11 protein-coding genes are annotated in these 13455 nt (G+C 71.0%); 1 reads left to right on the top strand and 10 read right to left on the bottom strand.

Annotated elements, in window-relative coordinates; all coding sequences use genetic code 11:
- Window positions 1-29: 29 nt before the first annotated feature.
- Window positions 30-1337 (top strand): MFS transporter, encoded by a 1308-nt coding sequence (locus PS271_RS17715; protein WP_398382846.1) that lies wholly within the window; start codon window positions 30-32, stop codon window positions 1335-1337.
- An 84-nt stretch (window positions 1338-1421) separates the two neighbouring features.
- Here the strand turns inward: PS271_RS17715 and PS271_RS17710 are convergent, their stop codons facing one another.
- The 10 genes from PS271_RS17710 to PS271_RS17665 all read right to left on the bottom strand — a co-directional run bounded on the left by PS271_RS17710 (window position 1422) and on the right by PS271_RS17665 (window position 13425).
- A complete protein-coding gene (locus tag PS271_RS17710; RefSeq protein WP_398382845.1) occupies window positions 1422-2015 on the bottom strand; it encodes a Uma2 family endonuclease in 594 nt (197 codons plus the stop codon).
- Window positions 2016-2116: 101 nt separating this feature from the next.
- Window positions 2117-3400 (bottom strand): thymidine phosphorylase, encoded by a 1284-nt coding sequence (locus PS271_RS17705; RefSeq protein WP_398382843.1) that lies wholly within the window; start codon window positions 3398-3400, stop codon window positions 2117-2119.
- A gap of 96 nt (window positions 3401-3496) precedes the next feature.
- Window positions 3497-3889 (bottom strand): cytidine deaminase, encoded by a 393-nt coding sequence (locus PS271_RS17700; RefSeq protein ID WP_398382842.1) that lies wholly within the window; start codon window positions 3887-3889, stop codon window positions 3497-3499.
- On the bottom strand, window positions 3886-5175 hold the full coding sequence (locus PS271_RS17695; protein WP_398382840.1) for an ABC transporter permease subunit: 1290 nt from the start codon (window positions 5173-5175) through the stop codon (window positions 3886-3888). The genes PS271_RS17700 and PS271_RS17695 overlap by 4 nt, the downstream gene beginning before the upstream one ends.
- The gene (locus PS271_RS17690; protein WP_398382838.1) at window positions 5172-6278 is read right to left on the bottom strand and encodes an ABC transporter permease; all 1107 of its coding nucleotides are present in this window, start codon (window positions 6276-6278) and stop codon (window positions 5172-5174) included. Before PS271_RS17690 ends, PS271_RS17695 begins: the two co-directional genes overlap by 4 nt.
- Window positions 6275-7963 (bottom strand): ATP-binding cassette domain-containing protein, encoded by a 1689-nt coding sequence (locus tag PS271_RS17685; protein ID WP_398386909.1) that lies wholly within the window; start codon window positions 7961-7963, stop codon window positions 6275-6277. Before PS271_RS17685 ends, PS271_RS17690 begins: the two co-directional genes overlap by 4 nt.
- Window positions 7964-8230: 267 nt before the next feature.
- The gene (locus PS271_RS17680; protein WP_398382836.1) at window positions 8231-9265 is read right to left on the bottom strand and encodes a BMP family lipoprotein; all 1035 of its coding nucleotides are present in this window, start codon (window positions 9263-9265) and stop codon (window positions 8231-8233) included.
- A 355-nt stretch (window positions 9266-9620) separates the two neighbouring features.
- Complete coding sequence (locus tag PS271_RS17675; RefSeq protein ID WP_398386907.1) at window positions 9621-10868, bottom strand: amidohydrolase; 1248 nt, start codon at window positions 10866-10868, stop codon at window positions 9621-9623.
- Between the two features lie 113 nt (window positions 10869-10981).
- Window positions 10982-12304, bottom strand: coding sequence for a hypothetical protein (locus PS271_RS17670; RefSeq protein ID WP_398386906.1), 1323 nt, complete (start codon window positions 12302-12304; stop codon window positions 10982-10984).
- Between the two features lie 179 nt (window positions 12305-12483).
- Window positions 12484-13425: an N-acetylneuraminate synthase family protein gene (locus PS271_RS17665; protein WP_398382835.1), complete on the bottom strand. Its 942-nt coding sequence runs from the start codon at window positions 13423-13425 to the stop codon at window positions 12484-12486.
- Window positions 13426-13455: the final 30 nt, after the last annotated feature.

Below are 13455 nucleotides of genomic sequence, written 5' to 3'. Positions count from 1 at the left end.
CATCAGCCCAGGCTGCCTACGGTTTTCGTATGCCTCCTGCCGATACCGGGGCATCCAGCGTCATCGTGCGTTCGGGTGCCTCTGCTCTGTCGTCCCTTCACTTCTCCCACTCCTCCGACGAGGACACCCGGCTGGAGCCGGGCGGCCCCGGCTACCGCCGGATGAGCTTCGCCCTGTTCGCCGCGGGCGTCGCCACGTTCGCCCTCCTCTACTCCACGCAGGCGCTGCTGCCCGCCATCTCGGGCGGCCTCGGAGTGACGCCTGATCAGGCCAGCTGGACGGTCTCCGCCGCGACGGGCGGCCTCGCCCTCGCGGTCGTGCCGCTCAGCGCCCTCTCCGAGCGCTTCGGGCGCCGCACGATGATGACCGCCTCGCTGTGCGTGGCCGCGTTCGTGGCCCTGCTCGTGCCGCTCGCGCCGAGCCTGGGCTGGCTGGTCGCGCTGCGCGCGGTGCAGGGCGCGGCGCTGGCCGGGGTGCCGGCGTCGGCGATGGCCTACCTCGCGGAGGAGGTCCGGCCGAGGGCGCTGATCGGCGCGATCGGCCTGTTCGTGGCGGGCAACAGCGTCGGCGGCATGACCGGCCGCATCCTCGCGGGCTGGGTGGCCCAGGCGTGGGGCTGGCGGGCCGGCCTGGCCGCGGTGAGCGTGCTGGCGGTGGTGTGCGCGCTGGTGTTCCGGCTGCTGATCCCGAAGGCGCGGCACTTCAAGGCGGCGGCGGTGTCGCCGAGGCGGCTGGCCCGTACGGTGGGCGGTCATCTCTCGGATCCGCTGCTGCGGCGCCTGTACGCGATCGGCGCGCTGTTCATGACGGTCTTCGGCGCGGTGTACACCGTGATCGGCTACCGGCTGGCGGAGGCGCCGTTCTCCCTCCCGCAGGGCGTCGTGGGCTCGATCTTCCTGATCTACCTGGTGGGCACGGCGTCGTCGGCCGCGGCCGGCAAGCTCGTCGGCCGGCTGGGGCGGCGCGGGGCACTGTACCTGGCGGTCGGCACGACGACGCTGGGCCTGCTGCTGTCGGTGTCGTCGTCGCTGCTCGCCGTCCTGGCGGGGCTGGTGCTCATCACGGCGGGCTTCTTCGCCGGCCACGCGGTGGCGTCGTCCTCGGTCAGCCGCGCCGCGAAGACGGGCCGGGCCCAGGCCTCGGCCCTCTACCAGACGGCGTACTACCTGGGCTCGTCGCTCGGCGGCACGCTCGGCGCGCTCGCCTTCGGCGCGGCGGGCTGGGACGGCACGGTGGTCCTGGGCCTGCTGGCGATGGTGGGCGCGGCGTCGATCACGCTGTACGCGACGCGGCGGGCGCTGGTGGAGCGCCGGCGCGAGGCGGCGGTCCGGGCGTAGCCCGGCCGCCCGGACGAACACGAAGGGGCCGCCCCACCGCCTGTCCCGGCGGGGGGGCGGCCCTTTCACCGTCGCCGGGAGCCGTCAGCTGACGGGGAACGTCTCCGTCACCAGCGTCAGGTCGAATGGCCCTGGCAGGTGAATGTCCTCGCCGAACTTGCCTGCTTGCAGAATGCGGTAGACGTCATCCTTCGGCTCACCGTAGAGGGTCATCGTCGGGCCTCCGGGGGCCCAGCGGTCGACGAGCAAGTACAGGGGAACCCCAGCACTGGCGTACCCGGCGGCCTTCTTGATGCGGTCGTGGTTCGCGTTGGCCTTGGAGGTAATCTCAACGACCAGCTCGGCGGCAGCCAGCGGGACGTAATGACCCGGCTCTTCCTGCAGGACCGCCTCTGGCACGACAGCCAGATCTGGAATGTACAGGCCGCTGCGCGACGGCACGGCCACCCCCAGCGTCTGGTAGACCCCCCAGTCGTCCGGAATCGCCTTGGCCAGCTGGCGAAGCAGCTTGTACGCGATGAAGTTGTGGTCATTGGCAGGTGCGGGTGACACGGTGACGATCCCCTCAATGATCTCCACCTTGCACCCCTCCGGCGCGTCCGTCTCCTCCCAGATACGGACGAGCTCGTCCCACCCGGGGCTGTCGCCCGACGAGTGGTCAACGGTGAGTGCGCTCACGGCGGTCTCCTTCGTTCGGCGTCACCGATGCCAGCATGCCGAACGGGACCGGCGGAGGTCCACCGGTCCCGTTGACCCGTACGAGTAGTGACGGCTAACGCTTACGCGATGCGGTCCAGGACGATCGGGTTCGCCGTGAAGTCCGTGCCCTCGGGGGCGATGTCCACGCCGCCGTCCAGCGCGGCGAGCGCGTAGTCGAACTTCTCCGGGGTGTCCGTGTGGAGGGTCATCAGGGGCTGGCCCTCGGTGACCTTCTCGCCCGGCTTGGCGTGCATCTCGATGCCCGCGCCGAACTGCACCGGGTCCTCCTTGCGCGCGCGGCCCGCGCCCAGGCGCCAGGCGGAGACGCCGACGGCGTAGGCGTCCAGCTTGGTGAGCACGCCGGAGGCCGAGGCCTTCACGACGTGCTGCTCGCGCGCGACCGGCAGCGCCGCGTCCGGGTCGCCGCCCTGGGCCTGGATCATGCGGCGCCAGTGGTCCATGGCGCTGCCGTCGCGCAGCGCCTTCGCCGGGTCGGCGTCCTTGATGCCGGCCGCGTCGAGCATCTCGCGGGCCAGGGCGATGGTCAGCTCGACGACGTCGGCCGGGCCGCCGCCGGCGAGGACCTCGACGGACTCGCGGACCTCGAGGGCGTTGCCCGCGGTGAGGCCGAGCGGGGTGGACATGTCCGTCAGCAGGGCCACGGTCTTGACGCCGTGGTCGGTGCCGAGGCCGACCATCGTGGACGCCAGCTCGCGCGCGTCCTCGATGTTCTTCATGAAGGCGCCGGAGCCGACCTTCACGTCCAGGACGAGCGAGCCCGTGCCCTCGGCGATCTTCTTGGACATGATGGAGGAGGCGATCAGCGGGATCGCCTCGACCGTGCCGGTGACGTCGCGCAGCGCGTAGAGCTTCTTGTCGGCCGGGGCGAGGCCGTCGCCCGCGGCGCAGATGACGGAGCCGACGTTGCGCAGGACGTCCATCATCTCGTCGTTGGAGAGCAGGGCGCGCCAGCCGGGGATGGACTCCAGCTTGTCCAGCGTGCCGCCGGTGTGGCCGAGGCCGCGGCCGGACAGCTGCGGGACGGCCGCGCCGCACGCCGCGACGAGGGGCGCCAGCGGCAGCGTGATCTTGTCGCCGACGCCGCCCGTGGAGTGCTTGTCGGAGGTCGGCACCGGCAGCGAGGAGAAGTCCATGCGCTCGCCGGACTTGATCATCGCGGCGGTCCAGCGGGCGATCTCCGCACGGTCCATGCCGTTGAGCAGGATGGCCATCGCGAGCGCGGACATCTGCTCGTCGGCGACCTCACCGCGCGTGTACGCGTCGATGATCCAGTCGATCTGCTCGTCGGTCAGTCGACCGCGGTCGCGCTTGGCGCGGATCACGGAAATGGCGTCCATCAGCACATTTTCCTTAAGTTCGTGCGTCCTCAGTCTTCCCGGGGCCGGAAAGTGACCCGGACGGACTGCGTTCAGCAGACCGTCCGGCGCTTGGGGACATCTTTATCGATTCAGGTCAGCGGGCCCAAACGCATCCGGCAGGAGCTCCGCCAGCGGGCGGATGCCGGAGGTCGTGTCGACGGCCAGCTCGGGCCCGCCGTGCTCCCACAGGAGCTGGCGGCAGCGCCCGCAGGGCATGAGCACGTTGCCGTGCCGGTCGCAGCAGGTGAAGGCCACGAGCCGGCCGCCGCCCGTGGCGACCAGCTCCGAGACGAGGCCGCACTCGGCGCACAGGGCGACGCCGTAGGCCGCGTTCTCCACGTTGCAACCGGACACGATGCGGCCGTCGTCGACGAGGGCCGCCGAGCCGACGGGGAAGCCGGAGTACGGGGCGTAGGCCCGGGACATCGCGTCCCGGGCCTTCCCGCGCAGCTCCTCCCAGTTGGGAGAGGTCACTTTCCTTGGCCCTTCCGGTACGGCTTGCCGTTGGCCTTGGGCATCCGCAGGCGTTGCGAGGACACCGACAGGACGAGCAGCGTCGCCACGTACGGGGTCGCCACGACGAGCTCCAGCGGCACGGTGTCGGTCGTGACGTACCAGACGACCAGCAGGGCGCCGATGACACCGGCGATGATCGCGGCCCGCATCTTGCCGGCCGTGAGCCGCCACGCGGCGAAGCCGATCAGCAGCACGGCCAGGAGCAGCAGCAGCGCGTGGACGGTCGGGCCGCCGGAGCGCAGCTGGAGGCTGTCCATGAAGCCGAACAGGCCGGCGCTCATGGCCACGCCGCCCGGCCGCCAGTTGCCGGAGATCATGGTCGCGAGACCGATGTAGCCGCGGCCGGCGGTCTGGCCGTCGGAGTACATGTGCGTGCCGATGGCGAGGAACGCGCCGCCGAGGCCCGCGAGGGCGCCGGAGACGACCACGGCCGCGTACTTGTACGTGTAGACGTTGACGCCGAGGGACTCGGCGGCCACCGGGCTCTCACCGCACGAGCGCAGGCGCAGACCGAAGGCGGAGCGCCACAGCACGTAGAAGGTGGCGGCGAAGAGCAGCGCGGCGACGATCGTCAGCCAGGAGACGTCGGTGACCAGGCCGCGGACGATGCCGGCGAGGTCGGAGACGAGGAACCAGTGGTGCTTCTCGAGGGTGCCGAGCCAGTCGGACAGGCCGGGGATGGAGAAGTTCGGCATGTCCGGCATGACGGGCGACTGCTTGTCGTTGCCGCCGGCCTGCTGGGCCGCGCTGCCCTCCGCGCCGAAGAGCAGCTTGGCGAAGTACTGCGTGACGCCGAGGGCCAGGATGTTCATGGCCACACCGGAGATGATCTGGTCGACGCCGAAGGTGACGGTGGCGATCGCGTGCACGAGGCCGCCGACCGCGCCGCCGATGAGGCCGGCGAGCGCCGCGATCCACGGGCCGTGCTGCCAGCCCATCCAGCCGGCGCAGAAGGTGCCGAGCATCATCATGCCTTCGAGGCCGATGTTGACGACGCCCGCGCGCTCGGCCCACAGCCCGCCGAGGCCGGCGAGGCCGATCGGCACGGCGGCGGCGAGGGCGGAGCTGTACTGGCCCGAGGAGGTCAGGTCGTTGGCGTCCGTGATCATCCGCAGGGCGGAGAGCAGAAGCAGGGCGCCCGCGATGATCAGCAGGACGACGGGGTAGGAGAGCTTCCGCCCCTTGCCGTCCTTGTTCTTGCCGCTCAGCCGCCCGGCGAGGGCGGCGGTGAAGGTCGTACTCACGCGGAAACCTCCGCCTTGTCGCTCTTACGGGCCTGGGCGGCGAGCTCCTCGCCGACCTTGCGCTGCTGCATCTTGAGGCCGTACCGGCGCACGAGCTCATAGGCGATGACGACGCTCAGGACGATGACGCCCTGGATGACTCCGACGATCTCCTGGGCGTAGCCCTCGAACTCCAGCTGGGTGCCGGTGCGGTCCAGGAAGCCCCAGAGCAGGGCGCCGGCCACCATGCCGATGGGGTGGTTGCGGCCCAGGAGGGCGATGGCGATGCCGGTGAAGCCGATGCCGGCGGGGAAGTCGGTGCCGTAGTTGTACGAGACGCCGAGCAGGGTCGGCATGCCGACGAGGCCGGCCATGGCGCCGGAGAGCAGCATGGCGGTGATCACCATGCGCTTGACGCTCACGCCGGAGGCCTGGGCGGCGGACTCGGACTGGCCCACGGTGCGCAGGTCGAAGCCGAAGCGGGTGCGGCCGAGCACGAACCAGTAGGCGAGGCCGGCCAGCGCCGCGACGATCACGAAGCCGTAGATCGGCTTGGGCGTGGTCGGGATCTCGAAGAAGTGCGCCGAGTCGGGCAGGTAGGGCGTGTGAACGAGGTTGCCCTCCTTCACCGCGAGCCGGCCGTCCTTGAGGAAGTAGGCGATGACCGAGGCGCCGATGGCGTTCAGCATGATCGTGCTGATCACCTCGCTGACGCCGCGGGTGGTCTTCAGCAGACCGGCGATGCCCGCCCAGAGGGCGCCCACCAGCATCGCGACGAGGATGATGACCGGGATCTGGATGATGCCGGGCAGCGCGAGCGCGCCACCGACCGCGGCGGCGAAGAAGGCCGCGATGCGGTACTGGCCGTCGACGCCGATGTTGAACAGGTTCATCCGGAAGCCGATGGCGACGGCCAGCGCGGACAGGTAGTACGGGGTGGCCTTGTTGATGATCCAGACCTGGCTGTCGGACTTGAAGCCGAAGTCGACCATCACCTCGTAGGCGTGGAACGGGTCCTTGCCGGTGGCGGCGATGATGATCGAGGTGATCACCAGGGCGGCCACGATGGCCAGGAGCGGGGCGGCGATGCCCAGGATTACCTTGTTCTTGTCGAACTTCTTCACTTCTCGTCACCCTCCCCCGCGGCCTCGTCGGTAGCGTTCTCTTCACCGGCGGCGGGCGTGCCGCCGGCCTCGCCGGCAGCGGTGGCGTCCCCGCCGCCGGCCGTGGTCTCTTCGCCGTCCTCGGTGTGCTCGAGGTGGCCGGTTGCGGCGCCGGTCATGGCCGAGCCCAACTCCTCCGGGGTGATCGTGGCGGGGTCGGCGTCGGCGACCAGGCGGCCGCGGAACATCACCCGCAGGGTGTCGGAGAGCCCGATCAGCTCGTCCAGGTCGGCGGAGATCAGCAGCACCGCCAGGCCCTCGTGGCGCGCCTCGCGGATCTGGTCCCAGATCTGCGCCTGCGCGCCGACGTCCACGCCCCGGGTGGGGTGCGCGGCGATGAGGAGCTTGGGCGCGTGGCTCATCTCGCGGCCGACGATCAGCTTCTGCTGGTTACCGCCGGACAGGGACGCCGCGGTGACCTCGATGCCGGGCGTGCGCACGTCGTACTCGCGCACGATGCGCTCGGTGTCGGTGCGGGCGGCCTTGTTGTCGAGGACGCCGCGCTTGCTGTTGGGCTTCTCGGTGACGTGGCCGAGGATGCGGTTCTCCCACAGCGGGGCTTCCAGCAGCAGGCCGTGCCGGTGGCGGTCCTCGGGGACGTAGCCGATGCCGCCCTCACGCCGCTTGCGGGTCGGCGCGTGGCTGATGTCGGTGCCGTCGAGGACGATGGTGCCGCCGTCGGGGTCGCGCATGCCCATGATGGCCTCGACGAGCTCCGCCTGGCCGTTGCCCTCCACGCCGGCGATGCCGAGGACCTCGCCCTTGTGGATGGTCAGGGAGATGCCGTCGAGGACCGCGCGGACGACGCCGTCGGGGTCCGTCGCCGACAGGTGCAGGCCGTCCACCTTCAGCATCTCGACGTCGGTGACGGTCGACTCGCGGGTCTCCGGCGAGGGCAGCTCGCTGCCGACCATCAGCTCGGCGAGCTGCTTGGGGGTGGTCTCGCTGGGGACCGCGGTGCCGACGGTGGTGCCGCGCCGGATGACGGTGATGTCGTCGGCGACGGACAGCACCTCGCCGAGCTTGTGCGAGATGAAGATGACCGTGAGGCCCTCGGACTTGAGCTCGCGCAGGTTGTCGAAGAGCGCGTCGACCTCCTGCGGGACCAGGACGGCGGTCGGCTCGTCGAGGATCAGGGTGCGGGCGCCGCGGTAGAGGACCTTGAGGATCTCCACGCGCTGGCGGTCGGCGACACCGAGGTCCTCCACGAGGGCGTCGGGCCGGACGGCCAGGCCGTACGCGTCGGAGATCTCCTTGATCTTCGCGCGGGCCTTGCCGGCGATGCCGTGCAGCTTCTCGGCGCCCAGGACGACGTTCTCCAGGACGGTGAGGTTGTCGGCGAGCATGAAGTGCTGGTGCACCATGCCGATGCCGCGCGCGATGGCGTCGCTCGGGCTGTGCAGGGTGACCTGCTCGCCGTCGAGCGTGATGGTGCCCTCGTCCGGCTTCTGCATGCCGTAGAGGATCTTCATCAGGGTCGACTTGCCGGCGCCGTTCTCGCCGCAGAGGGCGTGAACGGTGCCGCGGCGGACCGTGAGGCGGATGTCGTGGTTGGCCACGACTCCGGGGAACCGCTTGGTGATGCCCTCGAGTTCTACTGCGGGGGCCTGCGTACCTTCGGCTTCGGTACTGGTGGACGCTTTGATGGCGCACTCTCCTCGGGGAAGGGAGCGGGAGGAAGAAGCGGAGCCGCCCGGGCGGGGACCGGGTGGAGCTCCGTGGGGCGGGGGCGACGCTACACGCGTCAATGGCACGCTACGCGCGTAGCGTTGGCCGCAGTGCCCCCGGCCGGGGGCCGGGGGCGTGTCTACGGGCCCGGCGGAGAGGTCCTCTCTCTCACCGGGCCCGGGGCCTTGCGGTTCCGGCCGGTCAGGCGGACCGGCCGGGAGGCGCCGGTCGGAACCGGCAGGGGGTCAGGACTTGACCGTGGAGTTGACCTTGACCTTGCCGTCCACGATGTTCTTCTTCGCTTCCTCGATCTTGGCCTTGATGTCGTCGATGAAGCCGCCCGAGGTGGCCAGCGAGACGCCGCCGTCCTTGAGCAGGTACTGGTGCGGGCCGGTGAGCGGCTTGCCGTCCTTGACGCTCTTGATCATGTCGAAGACCGCCACGTCCACGTTCTTCACGACCGAGGTGAGGATGTGGTCCTTGTACTTCTCCAGGCCCGGCTGCTGGTACTGGTCGGAGTCGACGCCGATCGCCCAGGCGTCCTTCTGGCCCGCGACGGCCTCGATGGAGCCGTTGCCGGAGAGGCCGGCCGCCGTGTAGATCACGTCGATGCCGCCGTCGAGCATGCCCTTGGCCTTGTCCTTGGCGGCCGCCGGGTCGTTGAAGCCCTTGTCGGAGCTGCCGAGGTACCCGGAGGTGACCTCGATCTTCGGGTTGGTCTCCTTCGCGCCCTGCTCGAAGCCCGCCTGGAACTTCTTGATCAGCTCGTTGTCCACGCCACCGATGAAGCCGACCTTGCCGGTCTTGGACTTCAGCGCGGCGGCGACACCGGCGAGGTAAGAACCCTCGTGCTCACCGAAGGTGATGCTGTCGACGTTGGGGCTCTGGACGACGGAGTCGACGATCGCGAAGTTGGTCTTCGGGAACTCCTTGGCGACCTTCTCGATCGACTTCGCGTAGTTGAAGCCCACGCCGATGACCGGGTTGTAGCCCTTGTCCGCCAGGGAGCTGAGGCGCTGCTCGCGCTCGGCCTCGGTCTCGCCGTTCTTGGCGGTCATCATCTTGCTCTTGATGCCCAGTTCCTTCTCGGCCTTGTCCAGGCCACGAGCCGCGGACTCGTTGAAGGAGTGGTCGTCACGGCCGCCGACATCGAAAGCAAGACCGACGCCCTTGCCTCCGCCGCCACTGGACTCGGTGGAGGACTCACCGCAGGCGGTGAGGGTGAATGCGAGAGCCGCGGTGCTGATGCCCGCGACAGCGATGGTGGATACCCGGCGCACGAGGGGCCCCTTCACTCGAAGCGCCTCCATTGGCGCTGGTCGCCGGAATCGTAACGCGCGTAGATGGAGGGAAAAGGGGTACTTCAAAGCCGTTATCGGATCGACGCGAACCACTATTGACCCGTTTGCGTCCTTGTTAGACGCATCCGGCCCAGTCCCGCCAGGGATCGCCCATCCGCTCCAGGGATAGGTTTTACGTACAACGTGATCTGGCCCCAATCGGCCAGGTTTTACGTACAACGTGACCTGCGACGCTTGTTCCGCGCCCGGCCCGGCATCAAACGGCTTCAACGGCAGCAGCAATATGCACGTCAATGTGCAGGCAATGCGCACCGAAATCCGGTGCTTGCTACAGCTAAATCAGCTGGCCGTCCAGCAATGCGGCGGCGGTGAAGAGTTCGACTCCGGCGGTGATGGAACCCTCATCCACGTCGAAATCGCCACAATGCAGGTCGCGGCGGGTCGTATCCCCCACGGGCCGGACTCCCAGCCGGGCCATGGCTCCCGGCACGTGCTCCAGATACCAGGAGAAGTCCTCGCCGCCCAGGCTCTGCTCGGTGTCCTCCACGGAGTCGGGTCCGCGGCGGGCGGCCATCGCGCGCCGCAGCAGGTCCGTGACCTCGGCGTCGTTGACCACCGGGGGCACCCCGCGGACGTAGTTGATCTCGGACTTGGCCCGGTGCAGGGCCGCCACCTCGTCGATCGCGGCGTGCACCAGGTCGGGGGCGTCCCGCCAGGCGTGCAGGTCGAGGCAGCGGACGGTGCCGGAGAGCTCGGCGTGCTGCGGGATGACATTGGGCGCGTGGCCCGTCTCCATCCGGCCCCAGGTGAGGGAGAGGCCCGAGCGGGCGTCGACCCGGCGGGCCAGCACCGCGGGCACGTCGATGGCGATGCGGGCGGCGGCGGTCACCAGGTCCGTGGTGAAGTGCGGGCGGGCGGTGTGGCCGCCGGGGCCGCCCAGGGAGACCTCCAGCCGGTCGCACGCGGAGGTGATGGGGCCGACGCGCAGCCCGATGCGGCCGACCTCGACCTTCGGGTCGCAGTGCACCGCGATGATCTTGCCGACGCCCTTGAGGGCCCCGCACTCGATGGCGTCGAGGGCGCCGCCCGGCAGCACCTCCTCGGCGGGCTGGAAGATCAGCCGGACGGGGCCCGGCAGCCGGCCCTGCTCGGCGAGGTCGGCCAGGACCAGACCGGCGCCGAGGACCGTGGTGGTGTGGACGTCGTGCCCGCAGGCGTGGGCCATCCTGGGGACGGTCGAGCGGTACGGGACCGTCTTGGTGTCCGGGATGGGCAGCGCGTCGAGATCGGCACGGATCGCCAGCATGGGCCGGGCGGGCACGCCCGGCTCCCGGCCGATGTCGCAGAACAGCCCCGTGCCCGTGGACAGCGTCCGCGGGGAGAGCCCGGCCCGCTGCAGTCTCGCCTTGACCGCCGCCGTGGTGCGGAACTCCCGGTTGCCCAGCTCGGGGTGCATGTGCAAATCCCGCCGGAACGCGATGAGTTCATCACGCAGCCCCGGGGGGAGCACGCCGGCGAGCACCCCCTCGCCCGTCCCCTGAGAAGTGACCTGAGAAGTGGCAGTCCCGGCGTCGCAAGGCATCAGATGGTTCACGCAGGGAAGAGTAGAGCCCCCGCCCGGGCAACTGCCCCCCGATCAAGAAAAGTTCAGCCGCATGGATGGCGCATCTGAGGGGTATGACCAGTCTTTACGGCTCAGGGAGCGGTCAGCGGGCTGGCCGGAAGTCGCCGCACATCCCGGGCCGTGTCCGTCACCTCGGACAGGAAGCCCTCGGCCCGCGGCGAGGCGTGCTCCGTAAGCCATACGGGGTCGATGTCGCAGACCGCGACCGTGATCCCGGTGCCCGCGAGGGCCAGCGGCAGCGTGTGCACGACGGTCGAGGGGAAGCTGAGGACGGTGCGGCCGACGGGCCCCCGGCGGGCCACGATCTCCAGCGGCAGTTCGGGGCGCACGACTTCCAGCCCGGTGCGGTCCGCTATGCGGCGCAGCTTCTCCGCGCTCTCGCGGCGGTGGGCGAAGTAGCGCGTGGCGCCGTGGGCGCGGGCCAGCTCCTCGACGGCCCCGAGATAGTGCTCGGGGTCCACCACCCCGGTCTCGACCAGGGACGTTCCCACGAGGTCCGTGCCGCGGGAGATCCGGGGCGGGCCGAAGGCGGAGCGCGTCCAGGCGAAGTCGTTGGCCCTGACCTGTACGCCGGGTGGCGGTTCGACCGGGAGGGAAGTGAAGGAAGTGAACACCTCCACGCTCCGGCGATCGTTGGGCGTCAGCATCCGGCGCGCTGAAGCAGAGACCGGCGCGAAAAGCAGATCGCGCGCCCCTCGACTGCCACGCCGGTGCCACCGTACGAGGCTTTCGCCCCGCGCCAGTTGGGCGACGAACTCCATGGTGGCCGTGCCGTCGTCAACGACCACCAGCTCCCGGGCCCGGGTGATCGTCAGCAGCAGCTGGACGTAGCGCGAGAACGGGTCCCCGATCACGATCCGCCACGCCCGGCGGAGCGGGCCCGCGAGGCCGCCGACGGTAGCCACGGGCGCCGTGGGCCCGCCCCGCGCCTCCTCCCAGCGCACCTCGTGCCCCTGGTCGCGGGCCAGCTCGGCCATCCGGCGGAGCTGGCCGCGCGACATCGGGTCGTGCGGCGCGAGCACGACGACGACGAGGCCGGTGGGGCGGGGCCGTACGGGTGACGGCCCCGGCCCGGCACCGGCGCCCTGGTCGCGCGGCCCGGGCTGCCGGGGAACCCCGCGCGCCAGGGGCGAACCGGGCAGTCCGGGGGCGGGCCGGTCGGCGGTGCGGGGTGCCCGGGCCTGCTGTCCGTCCGCAGCCGTCGCGTACGCCCATTCGAGGACGTTGAGGAGCTGGACGGGGCTCTCGACGAAAGCGAGGGTGCCGCCCCGGCCGGGGGCCGGGTCGCGGGCGGGCTCCGGCGAGGCCGGCGATTCCGGCGGGGCGGGCTGCCGCTCCTTCGTCCTTTCGCGACCGCGCTCGGCCCCCGCGGCGGTGGCCGGCCGTTCCGGCACCGCCGGCGGCGTGGCGAGTGGTTGCTCGCCCTCGCGGCGGGAGCGAGGTGCCCGCCGGGCCGGCGGGCCCGGCGCGGGAGCGCCCTCGGCGGCGTCCGGGGCCGGCCGCGGCGGGCGGGCCCGTGGGCCCGGTGCGGAGCCGCCCTCGTCGGCGGCGCTCGGGGTCACGTGGCAGCCCGTCAGGCCGAGACCGGTTCGCGGTCGCCCGCCTCGGCGACGACGCCCGCGACCCGGCGGAGCTTGCGCATCGGGCCGAGCTCGCTGTCGTAGACGCGCTTCACGCCGTCACCGAGGGACTCCTCGACGACGCGGATGTCGCGCACGAGGCGCTGAAGGCCTCCGGGCTCGACGGAAGCGGCCTGGTCGGAGCCCCACATGGCGCGGTCGAGGGTGATGTGGCGCTCGACGAAGGCGGCGCCGAGGGCGACGGCGGCGAGGGTGGTCTGCAGGCCGGTCTCGTGGCCGGAGTAGCCGATGGGCACGTTGGGGTACTCGGCGCGCAGGGTGTGGATCACGCGGAGGTTGAGCTCGGCGGCCTTGGCCGGGTACGTGGAGGTGGCGTGACAGAGCAGGATGTTCTCGCTGCCGAGCACCTCGACGGCGTGCCGGATCTGCTTCGGGGTGGACATGCCGGTGGAGAGGATGACCGTGCGGCCGGTGGCGCGCAGGGCGCGCAGGAGCTCGTCGTCGGTGAGGGAGGCGGAGGCCACCTTGTGGGCGGGGACGTCGAACTTCTCCAGGAAGGCGACGGCCTCGGTGTCCCAGGGCGAGGCGAACCAGTCGATGCCGCGCTCGCGGCAGTGGGCGTCGATGGCGCGGTACTCGTCCTCACCGAACTCCACCCGGTGGCGGTAGTCGATGTAGCGCATCCGGCCCCAGGGCGTGTCGCGCTCGACGTCCCACTGGTCGCGGGGCGTGCAGATCTCGGGGGTGCGCTTCTGGAACTTGACGGCGTCGCAGCCGGCGTCGGCGGCGGCGTCGATGAGGGCGAAGGCGTTGCCGAGGTCGCCGTTGTGGTTGATGCCGATCTCGCCGGTGACGTAGACGGGGTGGCCCGGGCCCGCGAGCTTGCGGCCGAGGGCGCGGACCGGGGCGTACGGGGCGGCGTGGACGGAGTTCATACGGGGCGGTTCCTTCGCAGTACGGGGACG

This window comes from Streptomyces sp. SCA2-17 (assembly GCF_044336695.1).
Note: the sequence above shows the minus strand (reverse complement) of the source record. Positions and strands in the feature narration are given on the sequence as shown.

Excerpts from the sequence above, each read along its gene's own strand:
- PS271_RS17675 (WP_398386907.1), bottom strand. The coding sequence starts at position 10,868 with ATGCCTTGCGACGCCGGGACTGCCACTTCTCAGGTCACTTCTCAGGGG.
- PS271_RS17665 (WP_398382835.1), bottom strand. The coding sequence starts at position 13,425 with ATGAACTCCGTCCACGCCGCCCCGTACGCCCCGGTCCGCGCCCTCGGC.
- PS271_RS17715 (WP_398382846.1), top strand. The coding sequence starts at position 30 with ATGCCTCCTGCCGATACCGGGGCATCCAGCGTCATCGTGCGTTCGGGT.